The sequence below is a fragment of the Acetatifactor muris genome, from assembly GCF_024623325.1.
Taxonomy (GTDB): domain Bacteria; phylum Bacillota; class Clostridia; order Lachnospirales; family Lachnospiraceae; genus Acetatifactor; species Acetatifactor muris.
Window position 1 is genome coordinate 15,288 of the sequence record NZ_JANJZD010000015.1, and the last position, 19,162, is coordinate 34,449.

22 protein-coding genes and 1 pseudogene are annotated in these 19,162 nt (G+C 41.8%); 2 read left to right on the forward strand and 21 right to left on the reverse strand.

Annotation, left to right across the window (positions count from 1 at the left end; translation table 11 throughout):
- Nucleotides 1–333: 333 nt before the first annotated feature.
- The 14 genes and pseudogenes from NSB25_RS14910 to NSB25_RS14975 form a co-directional block, all read right to left on the reverse strand.
- Nucleotides 334–828, reverse strand: a complete 495-nt coding sequence (locus NSB25_RS14910) for a DUF4368 domain-containing protein (RefSeq protein WP_103240413.1) — start codon at nucleotides 826–828, stop codon at nucleotides 334–336.
- Nucleotides 795–1,169 carry a recombinase family protein gene (locus tag NSB25_RS14915; RefSeq protein WP_172455148.1) on the reverse strand — a complete coding sequence of 125 codons (375 nt, stop codon included), beginning with the start codon at nucleotides 1,167–1,169 and terminating at the stop codon, nucleotides 795–797. The genes NSB25_RS14910 and NSB25_RS14915 overlap by 34 nt, the downstream gene beginning before the upstream one ends.
- A 246-nt stretch (nucleotides 1,170–1,415) precedes the next feature.
- Complete coding sequence (locus NSB25_RS14920; protein WP_103240411.1) at nucleotides 1,416–2,090, reverse strand: hypothetical protein; 675 nt, start codon at nucleotides 2,088–2,090, stop codon at nucleotides 1,416–1,418.
- Between the two features lie 41 nt (nucleotides 2,091–2,131).
- The gene (locus NSB25_RS14925; protein ID WP_103240410.1) at nucleotides 2,132–2,425 is read right to left on the reverse strand and encodes an ADP-ribosylglycohydrolase family protein; all 294 of its coding nucleotides are present in this window, start codon (nucleotides 2,423–2,425) and stop codon (nucleotides 2,132–2,134) included.
- A gap of 203 nt (nucleotides 2,426–2,628) precedes the next feature.
- The gene (locus NSB25_RS14930; protein ID WP_146040072.1) at nucleotides 2,629–3,633 is read right to left on the reverse strand and encodes a hypothetical protein; all 1,005 of its coding nucleotides are present in this window, start codon (nucleotides 3,631–3,633) and stop codon (nucleotides 2,629–2,631) included.
- A 75-nt stretch (nucleotides 3,634–3,708) separates the two neighbouring features.
- A complete protein-coding gene (locus tag NSB25_RS14935; protein ID WP_103240408.1) occupies nucleotides 3,709–4,509 on the reverse strand; it encodes a FliG C-terminal domain-containing protein in 801 nt (266 codons plus the stop codon).
- Nucleotides 4,510–4,820: 311 nt separating this feature from the next.
- The gene (locus NSB25_RS14940; RefSeq protein WP_146040071.1) at nucleotides 4,821–5,384 is read right to left on the reverse strand and encodes a hypothetical protein; all 564 of its coding nucleotides are present in this window, start codon (nucleotides 5,382–5,384) and stop codon (nucleotides 4,821–4,823) included.
- Nucleotides 5,385–5,495: 111 nt separating this feature from the next.
- A complete protein-coding gene (locus NSB25_RS14945; protein ID WP_103240406.1) occupies nucleotides 5,496–6,395 on the reverse strand; it encodes a hypothetical protein in 900 nt (299 codons plus the stop codon).
- Nucleotides 6,396–6,412: 17 nt separating this feature from the next.
- A complete protein-coding gene (locus tag NSB25_RS14950) occupies nucleotides 6,413–7,711 on the reverse strand; it encodes an MBL fold metallo-hydrolase (RefSeq protein WP_103240405.1) in 1,299 nt (432 codons plus the stop codon).
- 489 nt (nucleotides 7,712–8,200) lie between these two features.
- Nucleotides 8,201–9,033, reverse strand: a pseudogene (locus tag NSB25_RS14955) (MalY/PatB family protein); the annotation flags it as partial.
- Between the two features lie 57 nt (nucleotides 9,034–9,090).
- Nucleotides 9,091–9,789 carry a cyclophilin-like fold protein gene (locus tag NSB25_RS14960; RefSeq protein WP_242982466.1) on the reverse strand — a complete coding sequence of 233 codons (699 nt, stop codon included), beginning with the start codon at nucleotides 9,787–9,789 and terminating at the stop codon, nucleotides 9,091–9,093.
- A gap of 34 nt (nucleotides 9,790–9,823) precedes the next feature.
- The gene (locus NSB25_RS14965; RefSeq protein WP_103240404.1) at nucleotides 9,824–10,432 is read right to left on the reverse strand and encodes a LysE family translocator; all 609 of its coding nucleotides are present in this window, start codon (nucleotides 10,430–10,432) and stop codon (nucleotides 9,824–9,826) included.
- Nucleotides 10,429–11,292, reverse strand: coding sequence for a DUF3737 family protein (locus NSB25_RS14970; protein WP_172455147.1), 864 nt, complete (start codon nucleotides 11,290–11,292; stop codon nucleotides 10,429–10,431). Before NSB25_RS14970 ends, NSB25_RS14965 begins: the two co-directional genes overlap by 4 nt.
- Before the next feature lie 26 nt (nucleotides 11,293–11,318).
- The gene (locus NSB25_RS14975) at nucleotides 11,319–11,558 is read right to left on the reverse strand and encodes a hypothetical protein (RefSeq protein ID WP_103240402.1); all 240 of its coding nucleotides are present in this window, start codon (nucleotides 11,556–11,558) and stop codon (nucleotides 11,319–11,321) included.
- Nucleotides 11,559–12,055: 497 nt separating this feature from the next.
- On the opposite strand from NSB25_RS14975, the gene NSB25_RS14980 reads away from it, so the two are divergent.
- Entirely contained in the window at nucleotides 12,056–12,955 is a 900-nt protein-coding gene (locus NSB25_RS14980) for a LysR family transcriptional regulator (RefSeq protein ID WP_103240401.1), read from the forward strand.
- 511 nt (nucleotides 12,956–13,466) lie between these two features.
- Here the strand turns inward: NSB25_RS14980 and NSB25_RS14985 are convergent.
- The 6 genes from NSB25_RS14985 to NSB25_RS15010 form a co-directional block, all read right to left on the reverse strand.
- Nucleotides 13,467–13,817, reverse strand: a complete 351-nt coding sequence (locus tag NSB25_RS14985; protein WP_242982465.1) for a hypothetical protein — start codon at nucleotides 13,815–13,817, stop codon at nucleotides 13,467–13,469.
- 101 nt (nucleotides 13,818–13,918) lie between these two features.
- Nucleotides 13,919–15,274 carry a sensor histidine kinase gene (locus NSB25_RS14990; protein ID WP_103240400.1) on the reverse strand — a complete coding sequence of 452 codons (1,356 nt, stop codon included), beginning with the start codon at nucleotides 15,272–15,274 and terminating at the stop codon, nucleotides 13,919–13,921.
- Nucleotides 15,265–15,924 carry a response regulator transcription factor gene (locus NSB25_RS14995; protein ID WP_103240399.1) on the reverse strand — a complete coding sequence of 220 codons (660 nt, stop codon included), beginning with the start codon at nucleotides 15,922–15,924 and terminating at the stop codon, nucleotides 15,265–15,267. Before NSB25_RS14995 ends, NSB25_RS14990 begins: the two co-directional genes overlap by 10 nt.
- A 66-nt stretch (nucleotides 15,925–15,990) precedes the next feature.
- The gene (locus NSB25_RS15000; RefSeq protein ID WP_103240398.1) at nucleotides 15,991–16,743 is read right to left on the reverse strand and encodes a lantibiotic immunity ABC transporter MutG family permease subunit; all 753 of its coding nucleotides are present in this window, start codon (nucleotides 16,741–16,743) and stop codon (nucleotides 15,991–15,993) included.
- Nucleotides 16,736–17,464, reverse strand: a complete 729-nt coding sequence (locus NSB25_RS15005; protein ID WP_103240397.1) for a lantibiotic immunity ABC transporter MutE/EpiE family permease subunit — start codon at nucleotides 17,462–17,464, stop codon at nucleotides 16,736–16,738. Before NSB25_RS15005 ends, NSB25_RS15000 begins: the two co-directional genes overlap by 8 nt.
- Complete coding sequence (locus tag NSB25_RS15010; protein WP_278278787.1) at nucleotides 17,464–18,171, reverse strand: lantibiotic protection ABC transporter ATP-binding protein; 708 nt, start codon at nucleotides 18,169–18,171, stop codon at nucleotides 17,464–17,466. The genes NSB25_RS15005 and NSB25_RS15010 overlap by 1 nt, the downstream gene beginning before the upstream one ends.
- Nucleotides 18,172–18,343: 172 nt before the next feature.
- Here NSB25_RS15010 and NSB25_RS15015 point away from each other — a divergent pair, with 172 nt between their 5' ends.
- Nucleotides 18,344–18,703: a helix-turn-helix domain-containing protein gene (locus NSB25_RS15015; protein ID WP_103240395.1), complete on the forward strand. Its 360-nt coding sequence runs from the start codon at nucleotides 18,344–18,346 to the stop codon at nucleotides 18,701–18,703.
- A 175-nt stretch (nucleotides 18,704–18,878) separates the two neighbouring features.
- Here NSB25_RS15015 and NSB25_RS15020 read toward each other — a convergent pair whose 3' ends face one another.
- On the reverse strand, nucleotides 18,879–19,160 hold the full coding sequence (locus NSB25_RS15020) for an NUDIX domain-containing protein (protein ID WP_103240394.1): 282 nt from the start codon (nucleotides 19,158–19,160) through the stop codon (nucleotides 18,879–18,881).
- Between the last annotated feature and the right edge of the window lie 2 nt (nucleotides 19,161–19,162).

Consider the following 19,162-nt stretch of genomic DNA (forward strand, 5'->3'; position numbering starts at 1 on the left):
CAGTCTGCCTGGCTTTGCCATAGGCTTGTCCTCCATTTTCTTCAAATTTCAAAAATACAAAGCAAGCCTGGCGGGGGCAGCACCTTGCTGGCCGCTGTTTCACCTTGTTAGTAATTGCGCAGGCCTTACAGTATCCGAAGAAAAATACCAGATGCACAGACAGCTAAAAATTTCTGCTTGTGCATCTGGTATTTGTTCCTGTATATTCTGCTCTATTCGTTCACCATACAGCGTAAAAAAACCTGTACATGGCTGATAATTTTTTAACCAGCCACCACAGGCAAAGACACGAAATTTCACTTGCTGTTTGGACAAAATAACAGCATTGTTATATTATCCCGGTTTCGCTAAATACTTATTTCGAATTTTATTATATGGTTTAAACCAGATAGGAATAAAAATAGATATGTATCCGCAGGAGCATAGATTTTCTCCTGCCACGCCTGTATTTAGGCAGTTTGACGTGTAGTATGCTGCACATATTCCCGTTCCATTTCCCGCATTTCCTCGTCCGTGGGGATGTCCACAATCCCGACATAGGAATATTTGCTGTGTCCGTTTCCCGTCCTTTTTCTCACGCTCATGGATTACGATTTTATCCACAAATGCGTTTAGGATTTCGGTGGTTAGCTCGTTGATGCGGGTGTATTTCTTGGTGACTGCTATCAGCTTGGCAACATTGGTCGCTTCCGTATCGGCTTCGCTGACCTCGGCTGTCAAGGCTTCGATTTCCTGCTTTAGCTGTTCCTGCTCGGCTTCATATCCGTCCGACAGCCTGTAAAAGCGTTCGTCATTCAGCTTTCCGTTGACGTTATCCTCATAGCCCATAAACCTCTGTCAATGATGGGAGTATGGGCGTTCTCAATATACGTCCGCCTGTCCTTTGCGGTGGGGATACGTTTCCTGCTCTTAAAGCCTAAACGGGTGGATTTAAAGCTCTCCGTCACACCGATATATGCCACATTTTCCAGAATGGATGCAATCATGGATGTCTCCCAGTTATAGGGGTATTCCGATTTTTTTGCAACGCCGATTCCCTTTGACATTTTGTAGGCTGATGGGGTATGCACTTTATCTTCCCAGAGGGCTGTGGCAATGGCTGACACGCCTTTTCCCTGCATACAGAGTGAGAATATCCTGCGGACGACCGTCGCTGCTTCCTCGTCCACGAGCCAGCGTGTTTTATCGTCTGGATTCCGTAACCCGTAGGGCGGTGCTCCTAAATGCTCGCCTGCAAGCCCGTTCGCTTTCTTGACGAAAAAAACTTTTGTAATCTGGTATTTGCCAAACCTAACAGGGAATTACAAAACCTGACAGAAAAAACAGACAATCTGCTGCATAAACTAATCTGCAGTAAGATTGCCCTGCAAGACCATGAATATAACATAACTATTCCATTGTTTTACCGCAGCCTATCATTTATCTTTCATATTGTTATACAGACTACTTTTCAGACTTTCAAACATAATCTGTCCCTGCTCTTCCAACAACTGGAACGCTCCCATCTCTTTTAAGATCGGCCAGCATTCGGTTTCAAACGCTCTCAACCTCTGTGCTTTATCGGAACGCATCAGTTCTTGGAAAACAGTTTCCACTTCACGCCCATCGGGATAGCGGATCAAGGCCCTGCAATCATCATCTATCCATTCAAAAGGTTTGTCTACTGCATAAACACCCGAACCTGTTTTAAGGTCGAGTTGTTCTGCAATTTCAGGATACTCATCCCGAAAATAAAAAGGATAACCATCGTTTTCTTGTAATACCATATACATATGTGTTTCGGATCGATCCAACTCAGGACAACAGGCACCCGAAAGATTAATAAAATCCAGATAAGGTTTCCCTCGCCGCTCCTGTACCGTAAAGATATGGGTACGATGTGACTTCCAGCTCCCCGGCACAGGCACAATGCCTACATAGTAACCGTCAAACGCAACGCAGATCTGATCAATCTCGCGCACTTCTACCTTCGATTCCCCATGCAATGAAACTACTTGATAAAAGGAGGCATAATTGCAGTTCTGCCTATTCTCACTAAAAATATCTCCCACCTGCACACCGTACTGGTTTTCCACTTTTTTCCTTCCCATATCATTCCTCCTGATTTTTCCATTAACACCATATTCTGCCTTTATATCTCTTCCAACCGAATACAGGCGATTTTCAATATTGCTGCCAGCCATTCCTGCGGGATATTGTCCGCTCCATAATATATTCCGGCCAGACCGCCGGCAACCGCTCCAACCGTGTCTGTATCAGCTCCAAGATTAACGGCTTTTAGGATGCATTCCCGGAAAGAACATGTATTTATCAGACACCACACCGCCGCCTCCAATGTATCAACAATATAGCCGCTGCTCCTGATCTCAGCCTCCGGCAGAGCCGCAAAGCTTTTTATATCTTTCAGACGGTCATATACAGATATATCTTCGCACTCCTTCTTTTAACGGCAAACTGCCTGACAATAATTTTAAGCGACATTGACATAAATTCCGCATCCAATCAGGCTGACCGGATGTCTATGTGTCAAAGATGAGAGATTATGTACGATATCCATCTGTTCTTCCATCAGAATATCAGATCGTTTTTTCAACCAATGATTCCATCATAAACTTTAACCATTATCATTCACTTCTGTTTCTTTGACAGTTCCCTGACATATTTCAACCGTTCGTCATTCATGGCTATACACCGGCAGTCTTTTGGCTCACGGTCATGCCATATTTTTCTGATGCAATTCTTATCCGCCTGAATCAATGCGCTAAATTCAGACATCCATGTTTCATCTTCTTTCAAATCACCCTCGTAAACAGTCATCAACTGCTTATATGGGAAAATAAAATCCGGGCTGTTTTCAAAAGGTATATAATCGTCCCTTAAATTGACGAACCCAATTCCATGCGTCCGCTCCCTATGCTGCCGCGTTGGATAAATCAGCCATTGATCATCGCTGCCATCCGGAAAGTTTTCCTCGTCCGGTTCTGTCATATTTACAAGAACTCCCTTCAATGCCGGAATATATGGATTTTCCGGGATTGAAATAATGGTTCCTGAAAAATAGGGAACTTTTACAGCCTCAAAATATCCCATTTCAATTTCTTCACACTTATGCCCTCCGTCCTTACCATAAATATTTTGAACATAAATCACCTCTCCATCATAACGGACAATCGTATTTTTTATGGGAACATAACCATGTGGGGACTTACCGGATCTTTGGAATACCCTGACGACGCCACACCAGTTTCTTCTTTCCAAATGCTCTTCTTTGGCTGCTTTTTCAATGTGGTAACAAATTCCATTTATTGCTTCCCCTGCGCTTCTGAATATCGTATATGGCAAAAAACAATCCTTTTCTCCACGGAAAAATATTTCTATGCCAAATAAACACATATATATCCTCGTATCTGAACGGCTGCCCTGTAAAACCATTTTCATATTTTCAATTCGATCCTGAAGCGGCTTTCCATCGTGTTCAGATTTTAGTTCTTTTACGCCTTCCAGTTTTTCTTCCAGCGTTCTGTGCGGCGCCGCGCAGATACATGAAATCTGCTCTTCCAGATTAAGAGAAGTATTTTTTTCAGCCCATACCGCAATATCCTCTGAATAAATCCATCTGCCAAAATCTATCATAAAAATCACCATGCCTTTCCAAAAGCTGCGATATTTGCGCCACAGACACAAATTCGCGTATGAAAAAATTATTTTTCACACGAACCTCTGTTTTTCAAATACTGCAATCAGCTCGGACATAGACGCCATAACATCTATTTGCCGGACAGGTCCCATGTATTCACAATGACCTGCATATTCGTCTGCTTTATAATCCGATATGACGGAAAAAAGTTTCCTTTTGGCATGAACAGACAGCCCTTTCAGGGAAATTGCCAAATCAGTATCCTCCGCCTCACAAATTACGCCTTTTAAAGTCTGAACATCAGCAAGTTCAATTTTCTCTTCCAGTAATCTTTTTACGACTAAAATTCCCCCTTCTCCAATATCAGGATCATGACTCAGCAAGATTTCCAAAGGCGTCTGCTCCTGTCCTGCCGGCTGATATTGTTTTTTGCACTCTGTATATTTTTCAGCAGCGCCATCCGGAAGATACGCCATAAGCAGGCATTCCAACAGCTCATGCGGCGCGCCGTCCTGAATTCTTATTATGGATAAAATCATCATGAAATACAGCAGTGCATCTTCCCCCTGTAAATCCTTTACATAATAACGCGCAGTAAGGATTTCTATGATATCTTCGACTTCCAGACCATCGCAAACATAAGAAACTGCGGACTGTATATCCTGATAAAATTCGACTTCCGGGGGGATTTCTCCCGCCGCATCTGTCAGAGCCAGCAATCCTTCTTTTCTTGCAGTCCGCGCCAGTAAATCCATATGACGCATCATGGAGAACAAACGCTCCCCATATTCCGCATCTCTTGATTTCGCAAATACATCTTTTCTTATTTCGTACAGTAACGGTAAATTTATGTTCTTTTTCAAATCATTCATTCTTCGCCCCTCCTCTGACCTTACCAAACCGCCGCCCAAACAAAATTTATACCTATGATTGTGTTCTTTATTTAATTTTCAAGGTTCAGCATATCTTATGGAGCAAGTATATCATATAGCTTTCAACATAAAGGACAATATATTGTCGCCCACTTTTCGGCATATATTTCATTGTTTCAAAATGAAAAAAGACTGCCGGAAATATCCACTTTCCAACAGCCCCTTGATAATGAAACATTTAACGTTTTTCAATAGTACTTATAATCAATCATAGCATAGCTGTCTTTCGCGAATGGACATATTGGTGTCACTCAGTATAATTCAAACCCCATATCGCGCATTAATTTCCCATCTTTTAGGAATACCCCAAAATCTTCTCTTAAATAGCTTCCCTCCCACATTTTGTAGCGCCGCTCGTAATTATTATAGGTTATAGTATAGCCAATGTTGTTTAACTGTTTAAAATCCCTCTGCCTCATCCGCTCGTTCGCTTCCGGAAACAATTCATAATAACATGTTTTGCAGGAAAAATATGCGTCCCCGTCTACATCATAATAAGATCTTGTATCCATACAAAGCTCCTTCATCAGTGTTGCAATCCTTTGCAGCTTCATCAAATGTATGCGGTATCTTCCTTTTGCATTTTCATTAAAGGACGGCGGATGCTCTAAATCGTGTATGTATGCTTTATATTTTTTAGAATACTTTATTCGTATCAGACCGGCGTCTGTCAATGTCTTAATATCACGCTGCACCATTTTTTTGCCAATCGGAAGCCTTGATGTAATATCCTCATATTCCACCTGCTGACTTCTGAAAAAAATATCATACAGCAAAAGCTGACGGTCAGTTTGGCTTAATTCTATTTCTTCCACATATACCTCCCCCGCTTTCATGCGTCTGTTCCGTATAGGTCTGTTCTGCACAGAGCAGCCACTGGTTATGGACATCCGTCAGTTCCCAATCATTTGAATTTCGCATGACAATTAAACAAAAATCTTATTGTTAAATTCTATTAAATCACTTATCAAAATTTCGGCTTCCTCAGATTTGTCCGATTCTTTTTTCTTCCGGGTAAAATGAACAATTCGAGAGACATATGTACTATTCCTTTTCATAATCGGGGAAACTTCAATATTGTCTTTATTATCTTTTTCTTTTAAATAATAGTTACATAAAAAATCTGCTATTTTACCCTGTATTTCGCTTTGTCTGTAGCCACTTTCATAAGAACTTTCGTTGGATTCAAACTTGCATTCCAGAAAAAGAAGATAATTTTTATCAGGCTTATGCTGACCATCTGTATCTTTTTCGGCTATAGAATAAATTACTGCAATATCCGGTGTTGCATTCATCATTTCACGAATGACAGGCTGTATTTGTTTCATATCACCAGGAATCTCGAATTTATTTCGTCCCATATTATCCTCCGGCTGCTTCCATCGAAAGGATTCTGAAACTTTAATATCCTCACCCTTACACACATATCGGAACAGCTTATCATTAAAACTGTTTTCAACTTTTAGTTCTCTTTCAGATGGAGAGAACGATTTCTGAAGCAGTTTTTCTTCCGCGCTTCCTTTCCAGTATATCCGCCGGTTTCTTTCAAAAAAATCCCTCATAAAAGTCACTTCATAAAACACATGTTTGATATCAGCTTTCTCAGGAATACCGCAAGTTTCCGTAATTATTTCGTGAATCCTGCCATGATTGCTTCTGCTTGCATGAGCATGATATTTTCTTAAAATATTATACAAAAATACTGCATACTGTCTTTCTTCTCTGCAAATAGAATAATTAAAAACTTTATCTTCCCTGATATAATTTTCTATTGAACAGCTGTGCACTTCTTTCCAACAATTATCTGCATTTCCCACTTCACCCAAGTTTTTCCATCCTCTCTTCAAAAACTGTATTCTTCTTTATCCTGCAACACTGTAATTCTATCCCGATACGGCGCAAATTCGGCTATCTCCCCAAAGGCATCAGCACACTCCGTATGCATTGGAATAATCGTTTTCGGATTTGTCAGACGTATCAATTTCTCTATCGTTTCCACATATGCGTGTCCGCTGGTATGAAGAATTTCCATTCTGTGACTGCCGATAAAGTCACCAATTTTAGCATTGGCGTGTTTTCCTTTCAGATACCCGATCCATTTGGAATAAATCACAAGAGGATCTGTCATGTATTTTTCCATAATTGCTTTAAAAACCTGCTTGTTTTCCCGTACAAGCATCGTGAACCCTTTGTTTTTCAGAATAGAAAAATCTGCCCTACAGCAGTTCTGCTCTGCGCCAAGTCCTTCCATATCTCCGATGATATAGAGCCGTCTCGGTTTCCCATGAATAAATTCCCGTCTGTATTCGTGATAGTTTCCTTTGTCAGCCATTGCCGCCAGCATCAGCTTTGCCTGATACGCATCGCACACAAAATCCATTCCCCAAGGAACTGCATGGTAAAACTTCATGATACTGTCCAAATTGGTGGAGGATACTAAAATCACTGATTCCTTATTTTCCTGAAACAATTCCCTTGCCCGATTCCCTAAATCGTCCTCGGTCTGAATCGGATTTTTATTTGTTTCCTTTGTGCGGGAAAGCATCGTTCCTTCCGAAATCAGAATATCCACTTCCCCGATATATTTCTGTACCATCCTTTCAAGCCTGTCATTTCTTCCGACAATGCCATGTTCACGGAAATCCCCGGTAAACAGGATTTTCTTTCCGCCGACTTCCAGCAGAAACATATAGGCATCCAGTGCAGAATGATCTACAAAAAATGGAGTGATCCCTATATCGCCAAATATCATTTTATGACCGGGACTATAACACTCCATGTTTTTTATACGCGGCAGTCCTTCCTCTGCCATATTGGGAATGGAATCAATCTTCTCTGTAAGGATTTCCAAAATTTTCTTTGCAGTAGAACCTATGTAAAGAGGAACATTTTGCGGGACTTTCTTATATAACCCAATATGGTCGCCGTGATAATGTGTAAACAATACGCCATCGCATGGTCTGCCGCCAAAGACTGTTTCCGTAAGTTCCTCGTCTGTCATAACGTCTTCGTTATCATTGTCAGGCAGATTTGCACCAAAATCAATGATAATGCGGTGTTTTCCTGTGCTGATTTCCGTTGCACAGCCGCCAATTTGGTGGCTGCCCCGATAAATGGTAATTTTGTTCTGTCTTGCGTTCATGCAATTTGCCTCCCTGTATTGTCATAATATCACCTTTCATTTTATAAGTACACACTATTTTTCATACTATAAATGAGCAAATTTGAAACCCTGCACAAATTTTTCCGCTACCAAACGACACATTTGAGATTTTATATTTGTTTTGTCCAGCCATAATCCACTTTGGCACTTTTCTTTTTAAAACATGTTTTGATGCCCTGTCTGTATATTATAGCAGACACCATTTCCCTATAAGGACGTATATATGTCACCCACCAACAACTTTTTACCACAAGTCAAATTGTGAATCCATGTGGCGCATCAGTTTCCCGTTTTCACTTTGCGTGAATATTTCACACATATCAATCCGGCATCTGTCAACGTTCTAATATCACATTGTATCATCTTCTTCCCAACAGGAAGCCTTACTACAATTTCCTCATAGGATACCCGTTCGCAGCAAAGAAAAACAGCGGCTACTCCGAGCGTAAAACTGATTTCATCTGCATATTTTTTATTTTCCTGAATATATTCTCTCAAAGCATCCAGCCATGCTTCCCCCTTCGTAAAAGCCGCCACCGCCCCTTCTACCGCAAAGGAATTCGGCTCTGCAACCTCATCCGTGTTCAGCCACCGCCAGACCTTATGCCGCAGGAAAGGATCAGGAACGGCCACCGCTGCTGTCTGCAGTCCTGCCAGATTAAAGGCTTTTGTGGGTGCTATACAGGTAATGCTACACTTTCTGCAGTTTTCCGAAACAGAAGCAAAAGGGATATATTCCTGGCCGGGACTGGTCAGGTCACAATGAATTTCATCCGAAATCACAATTACATGGTGTTTCCTGCACAGATCACCAACCCGCCCCAGTTCCTCCCGGTTCCAGATTCTTCCTACCGGATTGTGAGGATTACACAAAATCATCAGGGTAGTCTGCGGATTGGAAAGTTTTTGTTCCAGATCCTCAAAATCCATATGATAAGTGTTTCCGTCATATTGCAGCAGACTTTCTACAATATTTCTTCCGTTATTCACAATGGAATTGAAGAAAATATTGTAAACCGGTGTCTGTACCAGCACATTTCCCCCACTGTCGTCAGCTTGCGTACCATACTGGAAATGGCCGGAACCACTCCTGTACAGAAAACAAGCCACTCTTTTTCCATGGAAAAACTATGGCATTTCTTCCACCAGCCCAGATAAGCCTGATACCATTCTTCCGGCACAATGGAATAGCCAAATACGCCATGGGCGGCTCTCTCCTGAATTGCTGTCTGGATCTCCGGCGCTGTCTGAAAATCCATGTCTGCCACCCACATAGGCAGCTCATGCAAATTGATTCGCAAGGATCAAATATCCCGTTGCCCGCAGCGTGTATTTGACCGCCAAAGGTCATATGGACTTTATTCAAGCGAAAATGTCACCATCACATCCCCACTTCCAAGGGCTTCCTCCCAACCGGTCAAATCATCCACATGCCCCAGCCTTGTATAACTCCACGAATTGGAGCCATAAAATATAACGATCTGGTTTCCATTATATAAGACAATATCTCCTGCATGGGTTGTGGTCTGACTGTTGTTTACAGGAAGGCTTGCTCCCAAAGAACCTACCTTTTCAAAACCGGAATAATCACTCATCTGAATGCTCACCGGATTTTCCCGCACCATTTCCACAAACGAAGCTACTGCCTCATTTTCTTCTAATGTGGCTGAAAATACTGCATCGCCAACCTGTACCTTCATATTTATTACAGCCTCCTCTGCTCCATTTTGGATATCTGCTTCTGTGCCAGCCGTTTCACTCATTTCTGTTTCCGGTACAGTTTCCCCATCCCCCGTATCTGCTGCTGATTCTGTCATGTTTTCTGGCTCATTGGAAATGGTGCCCAGTTGCATTCTCTCCGCCTTAGTTTCTGTAGAATCCATAGCCTCGGATTGTACATCTGCATTCTCTGATTCTTCCAAAAGATCAGACAGATGTGTCCCTTCTTCCATGGGAGATTCTGCCTGGTCAACACGCGTCTGTGCCTGTATATTTCCACATACTGCCATCGAAAATATAACTGTCACCATGCACGGCAAAGCGCCAAATTTTTTCATGGTATATCTGCTCCTTTTATTCTATTTTATCGTTTCATATGGGGAGTGCCTTTATAAAGACAAGGACTCCGAACAGGCTTAGAACTACACCGAAAATCCGGTTCACCCTCTGAAAACTGTCTTTTCTCTTCTTTTTTCTGGCCAGGGAAACTGCAGCAGTAAGTCCTCCCCACCAGAGCCAGGTTCCAAGGAACACTCCCAGAACTACCAGCCAGCCATTCCCTTTTGTGCTGCCTCCTGCAATGCCAAACCAGGAGAAGGCAAACAGAAAGGTCAGGATTGCCGCCGGATTTGTGATTCCTACTGCAAATGATGTCAGAAACATCCTCCATCTTCCCGATACTTCCGGAACCTCCGTCTCTTCTTCTTTTCGGAAGAACAGGCGGATTCCCAGATACAGCACGATTGCTCCGCCCACCAGATGAATAACCGTCTGATGTTCCAGAAGGAAATCGGAAACTATGGTCAGTCCAAAAGCCCCGATTCCTGCATAAATGCAGTCTGCCACAGAGGAACCCATTCCCGTAAGGAGGCCGGCCTTTATCCCGTGTTCCCAGGTTCTCTGCACGGTCATGGCTCCCACTGCCCCCACCGGTACACCAAAGAGCAATCCAATCAGAATCCCTTTCAAAAGCAGGCTCATACCACCTCCTTCAGTTCTCTTCTGCAAATGATCCTTGTCTTTTCCGGATCTACCTTATCTTTTTCAATAATCAGCTCATCAATACGGTCTGCCCGGATTACTCCGCCGGATGGGTTCATCACGCTGTCAATTTTCCCGGTTATTTCCGCATCTACCGTAGAATACTCAAAAGCAAGGGTAGTATTGAGAAGCTTGCAGTTTTTCATCACCAGGTTATCAATGTAGCACATCCCCTGGAGGCTCTCGATGGTGCAGTTTATAAGTGTCAGGTTCTTTGCATTCCAGCCCAGGTATTCACCGGAAATAAAAGAATCATATACCGTCACATTCTCCGTGTTCCAGAAAGCATCCTTTGAAAGCATACGGGCATTGCGGATCTCCATATTCTTTACCCCGTCAAAGGAGTAGTTGCCCACCAGCCGGAAGTCCCTGAGCACCATATTCCAGCTGTTCATGGCGAAATAGTCGCCTTTTGCCGTCACATGGTCAAGCTCCACATCCTCGCAGCTCCAGAGGGTTTCAGCCGCATTGGGAAGGTTTACATTCTTCAGGTTTACACCCCGGCAGCGGCGGAAATTCTTGGGAGCCTCGATCACTGCGTCCTCTACCGTAATATGATCCGTATACCATACACCTGCACGGGCCATCTCAAACCAGGTACAGTTTCTTGCAGTGATATTCTTGGCATACCAGAAGGGGTACTTCCATTTAAACATGCAGTTCTCCAGCTCAATGTCATGGCTCTCTTTCAGTGGCGATTCCCCATCTGCAAAGATGCTGTCATAGATTTTCAAATCCGCCCCCTGAAACAACGCTCTTTCTCCTGTCAAATACTCCTGTTTGATTTCTCTTGTCTTCATGATTTTTTCCTCCTAACCTCTTAAAGTTATCTTTTTCCTGCCGGTTTTCCCTGAATCTGATAGATCAGATAATCCAGGCAGGAAATCCTTTTTTCATCCTTATGGACCCTGCCAAGCAGACTCTCCCTGTGATGTCCCAACAGCTCAAGCTGCTTCTCCTGCTGTCCTTTATCAAACCATCCCAGAAAATCCTCAATCATTCCAGGCTCACATCCGGCATCTTCCAGATTTTTTATAATGGATTCCCTGCTTCCTATAGCTATCATTCCTACACCTCCTCTGATGTATTTGGTAACTTTTGCAGACAATGGCGCTGTGTGCCAGTGGCACATGTTTAGCGTGGATCGAAGCGGAGTCCCAGACATGCATGCCTGCAGAGATGCAACGCTTCTCTTTCCTATATTGGCGGCTACCGCAAGGTCAGTAACTACACAGCTTTCTGTTGGGTTACTAACTTCACTATAAATCCATATATAAAAAATAGCAAATATTTATATATAATCTGTTTTTATAGTTGAAACCTATTGATATTTGTGCTAGGATTTTTTTACGGAATTATACATAAGCCTCGAAAAGTATATGACATCTTCAAACATAACAGACACCAAAAACAGCCAGGATAGTGTCAAGTGGTTTATGAAAACAGCAGTGGACCGGACAAGCCCCGGGAGGATTTACAGACACTTTAGTGACTGGAAATTCTCCCAGTTTAAGGGGGCTTGGGAGGGGAGCTGCGGAACTAAATTAAGAAGGAGAACATACTATGGAAATACGGGTACTTCAATACTTTCTTGCCATTGCAAGAGAACAAAGCATTATACGGGCTGCCGAATCCCTTCATCTCTCACAGCCTACTCTTTCCACACAAATTAAAAACATAGAAGAAGAACTGGGGAAACAGCTGCTGATTCGCGGCACAAAGGGTTCCCGTAAGGTTACGCTGACGGAAGAAGGAATGATTCTCAGGAAAAGAGCGGAGGAAATTCTGGATCTGGTAAAGAAAACAGAGCATGAGATTACCTGCTCCGATAATGTGGTAATCGGAGATATCTACATCGGTGCCGGAGAAACCGATGGAATGCGCCTGTTGACAAAAGCCGCCGGAAACTTAAAAAAACTTTATCCGGGAATCCATTATCATATTTCGAGCGGCAATGCTGTCTTTGTCAAAGAACAGCTGGATAAAGGACTGATTGATTTTGGAATCATATTCGGAACGCCGGATACGAACAAATATGAGGCACTAAAACTCCCGTCAAAGGATATCTGGGGTGTCCTGATGCGAAAAGACTCCCCCCTGGCAGAAAAAGAATCTGTCTCTCCGGAAGACCTGTGGAATCAGCCATTGCTGATATCACAGCAGGAAACAGAGGGCGGGAGAATCTCCCAGTGGATGAAACGCAGCCTCTCGGAACTGGATATCATTATGACTTATAATCTGTTGTTCAACGCTTCCCTGCTTGTGGAAGAAGGACTGGGATATGCTATCTGCTTTGACAGGATTATCAATACTTCCGGTGACAGCAGGCTTTGTTTCCGCCCTCTGACACCCACAATCGAAATCGAAATGTATATGATCTGGAAAAAATATCAGGTCTTTTCCAAAGCAGCCGAAAAATTTTTAATGATGATGCAGGGGAATATAAACACTCTTTCACCATAACATATTTTATTTGTTTACTATACTATAAAACCCTGCAAACTTCGCCCCTTGAAAGTTGGTAAAATATTTTACCAATTCCTGTACCAGTTTTTTACCAACTTTTCCGCAAAATTCTCTGATTTCCATCATCCCAAAATGACACCCCAGAAACGCAAAAACGCTGGAAACATGCGGGTTTCCAGCGTTCTGTTTAATCTTATGAAATTGGAATTATATTCATGGGTAGACTTTTCCCCGGCGGTGGACGGGCTTTCTTTGATATGTCAATGACCGTCGGATTTTGTCGAAAAGGTATATGCTTCATGGCGGCTACCTCCTTTAGCCGCCGCTTTTAACAGTGAAACCGCGTCATTTCTTGAGAAGATAAAAAAGAAACGGCGGCTTTTTTTGCCGTCGTGCAGCAGATTACTTTATCATTCAGTTTTCTATAAGCTGTTCTTACAAATCCGTGTTAAGAAGTTCAATTACAATGACTTCCGGGCGGTTATTAAAGCGGATAGGAATAATGCTGTTACCTAATCCCCGGCTTGCTTTCTGATAACAATTCCAGCAGCTTTTTATTGCCTTTCCCAAATTCTACGTTGTGCAAGTCTGATACCTGCGCTATCCGAAACCCGGAAAATGCAGGGGGAATACGGCTGCTTGAAATTTTTATGTTACTCACTGTCAACGCCGCATTTCCCCATATCGTCCAAATGAGCAGGGTAAAAAATATTACGATCATTACATATAATTTCACCAGTGCTTTTGGAATAGAATGTTTTCTCATGCTTCCTCGCTTCCTATTTGTTTCGTTTGATTTACCCGCCGCAATATGAACATAGCAAGAATTAGATAAAAAGTATTTTTTTATTGCCGTCATATGGCAGATTGTATTTCTATTGCTTATTTATATGCTAACTGCTAATTTTGTGGATTTCATAAATATTTGAAAAAAGGACGGCTCGCAAGCCGTCCATAATGTCAATATGGAATTTTGATTATAACCTGTGCGCCGCCAGTCTTTTCAGAGTTGCTTAAAATAAGCTGTCCGCCATGTTTGGCTATTATGGAGTCTGCTACATAAAGACCTATTCCATAATGCGATTTGGAATGTCTGCTTTGTTCGTCCATAAAAAAAAGTTCGGTCGCATGTTTTAACGCTTCGGGAGAAAAACCACTTCCCATATCAGTGATAGAGCATAGGATTGAATTATCTTTTTCATATACTTCAAAGAAAACTGTTTTTCCTGCTGGTGTATATTCTATTGCATTTGAAAAAACATTTGCAAAAACTCTTATCAGTTGTTCACTGTCTGCAAAGATATATTCCCGATCAACATTCTCCCTCCATTCCAGATAGATATTTTTTACAGCGCACAAACCTTTTGCCTGTGTACGGATTTCTTGCAATAAGGAAGATAATTTTACATTTTTACGGCGAAAAGGAAAATTCTCTTTTGCTTTTGTCATGTCAATTAGCGTTTCAATATAGTCCTGCATTTGAACAACACTGCCCTCGATATAGTCCGCACATTCTTTCTGATTATCGGCAAGTATCGTGTCATACAGCAGCTCCGTATTTCCACGGATAATAGTCAGTGGTGTTTTCAAATCATGTGCCAAAGCTGAAATCTGCTCCTGCCTTAATTTATCCGCTTGCCATTGCTCGGCAAGCGAATTTTTTAGTGCCTGTTTCAAGTGTTCCAATGCGGATAAGGCGCGGTCTACTTCAAATATGCCACTACTTTCAATCTTAAAATCCAAATCCTGCTTCTCAATTTTCTGGGTTACGATAAGCAGTTTGTCAATTTTCCTGCCCGTATATTTCCCAAACCAATGGGAAACAAAGAGCAGCAAAACGATAATCTCAATCATTATCAGCCCGATAAGGCAAAAGTCGGATGTCGGACATATCCGTCGAAGCGCTGGATTGCTGAATTGTGAAGTCAAACGGTATCGCAAAAGAATGACTTCATTCTCACGGTCAACGATCCGAACACGGTATGGGTGAACTACATTTTTTCCGTTTATGACAGCTTTCTCCCAAAAGGTGTTGGCGGTATCTTCTGATAAAGAACCGTACTGGAACGCACCTGTGGGAGAATAAACGCCATAATCGCAAAAGCTGGGAATGTCGGCTGTATCAAATAATTTATCTGTCTGTATTTTTTCTGCTGCGTCATCAATACTATCCTCAATATTCATGGCAGGAATAATGACTTCTGTATTGATGAAGAGCATATATAGACCAACATTAACGGCAATAATAAAAAGGATACCTCCAGCAACAGTGAATATATACCGCATGAACACAGAACGTAGTTTTTTTACTCCCATTTATAACCCACCCCCCAAACCGTTTCAATAGGGGATAATTTGACAGCCGCTAACTTACTGCGGATATTTTTTACATGAGTGGCTATCACACTATCGTCACTTTCTCCCTCAAAACCAAAAACAGCTTCATAAATCTGCTCTTTTGAAAAAACCTGTCCCCGGTGCAAAGCCAGATATTCACATATTTCATACTCACTTTTGGTTAGAGGGAGTTTATTCCCATTGACTTCCGTTTCCTTTGCGTTGATGTGAAAGATAATACCCGAAATGGATATGGCATATTTCTTTTCTCGGTTATCTCTGCGTAAATGTGCATTTACACGGGCAAGCAATTCATTTGTACCAAAAGGCTTTGTGATGTAATCGTCGCCGCCAATTCCCAAACCACGAACAATATCACTTTCCTGTGTTTTTGCAGTCAAGAAAATAATAGGGCAATCCACAAGGGAACGGATTTGATCGCATAATTCAAAACCGTCCATATCCGGCATCATAATATCCAGCAAAATCAAATCATATCGTCTGAAATCTATATCAAGAACGGCTTTTGCATTTGCTTGAAGTGTTACGGTATGGGCGTCTTTTTCGAGAATGCGTTTTATCAGTTGAAGCATTGCGTTTTCATCATCAACAACTAATATATTCGCCATATCAATCCCTCCTGTCAGACTTCATTTACGGTCACCCCAAAAGGCATATTATATTATATCATCTCCTCACTCATTTGTACACTTTCCCTCGTACCGCAAAAACCACACGAACAAAATTACAATAAACAAAACCGTCATGCCCGCGCACATGCTTATCCCGAATTTAAGTTCTGCGCTAACAGCAGTTAAATCCTGCAAGGCAAATTGAAGTGCGAAATCACTAAGATGTATTCCAAAACCATATGGCAGCACAAACCACAAGCCTGTACCTAAGCCCGTTTGGAGCAATGCAGCTAATAAACTGCCAATAGCTCCCATTCCTATGCAGACCGTTCTTCCAAACCGAAATGCCAAAATAATAGAAAGAGCATATAGCAGTATATTACTGCTCCACAAGATCAAAGCCGGTAATACAAGGGATGATGTCGGCAAAAGCAATTTTGTTCCTGTTGCCGGAAGTAACAAAGCAAATAAAAATATGCTCAATAATACCGCAAGCAATCCGGCGGCAATCAGTAACAGGAATTTAGACAAAATGGCTTTCGTTTTGGAACGCAGCACTAAAATATTCTGATAATGCCCCGCCCGGTTTTCCTGTCCTGCGATAGTCTCACAAACGATACTAATAACAAAAGGATATGCGATTGCGAAAAGCTGAAAAAATACCGCAATTTTGTTTATATCGTTTACAGCCGCAAATGTCGCATACAGTAAAACAAGTGCCACTCCCAGAAATGGGAATAAAACATGTATCCAAAAGAACGAAGAATTGCGCAACTTGTAAAAATCGCTTTTTAGATAATGATATAACTCAATCATGTGTTATGTCTCCTTTAGTGAAAAGCCATGCTGTAAGCAAAAAACACAGTACCGCCAAAATCAAGCTAAGCAAAACGGCAGGAACGATTGTTCCAGTATTTAGCAGAAAAGAACCATTTTCAATAGGAATACCGTTAGGGTGCATTTTGAAAAAGGGGCATACAATGCGTGCTGGAATGGCAAATGGATTGAGATAAAACAAATCACTTTCTGCTCCAATCGTAGATAAAATGTTGCAGCTAAAGGAAATTAGTACAGCGGTAAGATAATTTGTCTTTTTGGCAAGCAACATAATAAGCGGAAGCTGCCAAACGTAAACAAGAAACAATAACATACAGCCCAAAAAACCATTAAGCGGATCAATGTTCATCATGGTAAAAACACCAAAGAGCGTACAGCCACCCCACATTACAAAATTGGTTAATAAAAGCAGCACAGCAACTGCAAACAGCTTGCCAATCCAGATTTTCTTCATGTCAACAGAGAAACAGAGAATATTCTGATACTGTGTGCGTTTTTCACAACTGATAAAGCTGGCACACCAAATAGCAATCATAATCGGCAGTATCAAAATATACCACCAATTATAGGCTGTAAGCTGAACAAATTTGCCACTCAAAATGTATCCTAAACTCAAAGTAACGATAGGAGCCGCAACAAATAGCTTTAATGCAAACGTATGACGTACTTTTAATAATTCAGAATGTATAAGATGAAACATTATTTTTCCCCCCTTTCGTTATTAGCAGCTACAACACGCATAAAAATTTCTTCTAAACTTGTGCCTTTGTTTATTTTGCTTTCATAGCCCAACTTCCCGGCAGAAATAATTCCAATGTGTTCCGCAATCTGTTCTACTTCGGATAAAATGTGGCTGGATAAAATTACTGTAATTCCATGCGCCGGAAAAGAACAGATAAGTTCCCGTAATTCTTGAATACCAATAGGGTCTAACCCGTTTGTCGGTTCATCTAAAATCAACAATTTAGGTGATGATAACAACGCAAGCGCAATGCCAAGCCGCTGTTTCATTCCCAAAGAAAAATGTCCCGATTTCTTTTTTCGGGTGCCTGTAAGGTCAACAATCCGTAAGACTTCCTCAATACGGGTATCGGGAAGTCCCAGCGCAAGGGTTCGCACTTTCAGATTTTCGTATGCAGTCAGATTTTCGTATAGAGGCGGCATTTCAATCAATGCGCCAATAGATTGTAAATCGCTGCGGTTCCATGCGTGACCGTCAAACTCAATTTCTCCCGATGTAGGGCGCAAAATGCCAGTGAGCATTTTAAGAATGGTAGATTTGCCTGCTCCATTCGGTCCCAGCAATCCGTAGACAGAATTTCTCTGAATGTTCAAAGATACATTGTTTACTGCTGTCTGCCCTTTGAAATTTTTACAGAGGTTTGTTGTTTTCAAAATCATATCCATAATCATCATGTCCTTTCATTTAATTCTATCAATAGCATAGAGGATATTTTTGAAGATTTCATAAAGAAAATGGAATTTTGACGAGAAATCAAAAGGAATTATTTAAGTCAATATATAGAATTGTGTAGACATATCCAAAAAGAAAGGTGAACAGTAAAATGTAATAGGGTGAATAATCACGGCAAAAAGACCAGTACCACGATACGATTTTAAGGCTTTTGGGGAAGCGATCAAGACAGCCCGGAAAGGGCGCAAAGAGAGCAGGAAAAAGGTATGCGACGAAATGTATATATCCCCGCGCTACCTTGCGAATATTGAGAATAAGGGGCAACACCCCAGCTTACAGATATTCTTTGAGCTTATGCTGCGTTACAATATCTCGGTAGACCAATTCCTTTTGGAGCAACCCGTCGGGAAGAACACCCAGCGGCGGCAGCTTGACGCCCTGCTGGACGATATGAGCGATACAGGAATACGGATAGTCACCGCTACGGCGCGGGAGATCGCAGAGGTTGAGGGTGAGGGACAATAGCCCTTGTCCGGCTAAAATTGAATAGGGACTAAGAAGCGTTGCAATTATTTTCAGTTGCAGCGCTTTTCTTTTGCGTAAATTCGCCAAATCAGACATTCCCGGTGTTGTAGGTAGTAGGAAGAACTTTCGTAGCAAGCATGTGCTCGGCGGTGAAATTTAGTTTATTCCGATTATATTATTTGCTCAATATAATCAAGTAAGGGATGCAGCTTACCGTTATCACTTCTGTTTGCTGTAAACTAATTGTAGCAATATCAATATCCGCATGGAAAAGCCAAACATCATAGAAGTCTTGTGACTGTTCTCGTCGGGTTTGATAAATCAACTTTCCGCTTTTTGCGTCTAATTCTATTCCTAATTCTTCTTTTACCTCTCGCAATGCACCATGCAGACTATCTTCACTTGCAAGAACAGAGCCACCTGTACACTCCCAAAAGTACGGATATAATTCATTCATAG

What these genes read in the sequence shown, in the direction of transcription:
- NSB25_RS14910 (WP_103240413.1), bottom strand. Translation starts at nt 828, where the DNA reads ATGGGCTATGAGGATAACGTCAACGGAAAGCTGAATGACGAACGCTTT.
- NSB25_RS14975 (WP_103240402.1), bottom strand. Translation starts at nt 11,558, where the DNA reads ATGATAGCTATAGGAAGCAGGGAATCCATTATAAAAAATCTGGAAGAT.
- NSB25_RS15020 (WP_103240394.1), bottom strand. Translation starts at nt 19,160, where the DNA reads ATGAATGAATTATATCCGTACTTTTGGGAGTGTACAGGTGGCTCTGTT.
- NSB25_RS14980 (WP_103240401.1), top strand. Translation starts at nt 12,056, where the DNA reads ATGGAAATACGGGTACTTCAATACTTTCTTGCCATTGCAAGAGAACAA.
- NSB25_RS14950 (WP_103240405.1), bottom strand. Translation starts at nt 7,711, where the DNA reads ATGAACGCAAGACAGAACAAAATTACCATTTATCGGGGCAGCCACCAA.
- NSB25_RS14930 (WP_146040072.1), bottom strand. Translation starts at nt 3,633, where the DNA reads ATGATAGATTTTGGCAGATGGATTTATTCAGAGGATATTGCGGTATGG.
- NSB25_RS14920 (WP_103240411.1), bottom strand. Translation starts at nt 2,090, where the DNA reads ATGGGAAGGAAAAAAGTGGAAAACCAGTACGGTGTGCAGGTGGGAGAT.
- NSB25_RS15010 (WP_278278787.1), bottom strand. Translation starts at nt 18,171, where the DNA reads ATGGATATGATTTTGAAAACAACAAACCTCTGTAAAAATTTCAAAGGG.
- NSB25_RS14965 (WP_103240404.1), bottom strand. Translation starts at nt 10,432, where the DNA reads ATGAGCCTGCTTTTGAAAGGGATTCTGATTGGATTGCTCTTTGGTGTA.
- NSB25_RS15005 (WP_103240397.1), bottom strand. Translation starts at nt 17,464, where the DNA reads ATGTTTCATCTTATACATTCTGAATTATTAAAAGTACGTCATACGTTT.
- NSB25_RS15000 (WP_103240398.1), bottom strand. Translation starts at nt 16,743, where the DNA reads ATGATTGAGTTATATCATTATCTAAAAAGCGATTTTTACAAGTTGCGC.
- NSB25_RS14990 (WP_103240400.1), bottom strand. Translation starts at nt 15,274, where the DNA reads ATGGGAGTAAAAAAACTACGTTCTGTGTTCATGCGGTATATATTCACT.
- NSB25_RS14970 (WP_172455147.1), bottom strand. Translation starts at nt 11,292, where the DNA reads ATGAAGACAAGAGAAATCAAACAGGAGTATTTGACAGGAGAAAGAGCG.
- NSB25_RS14935 (WP_103240408.1), bottom strand. Translation starts at nt 4,509, where the DNA reads ATGAATGATTTGAAAAAGAACATAAATTTACCGTTACTGTACGAAATA.
- NSB25_RS14985 (WP_242982465.1), bottom strand. Translation starts at nt 13,817, where the DNA reads ATGACGGCAATAAAAAAATACTTTTTATCTAATTCTTGCTATGTTCAT.
- NSB25_RS14995 (WP_103240399.1), bottom strand. Translation starts at nt 15,924, where the DNA reads ATGGCGAATATATTAGTTGTTGATGATGAAAACGCAATGCTTCAACTG.
- NSB25_RS14960 (WP_242982466.1), bottom strand. Translation starts at nt 9,789, where the DNA reads ATGAAAAAATTTGGCGCTTTGCCGTGCATGGTGACAGTTATATTTTCG.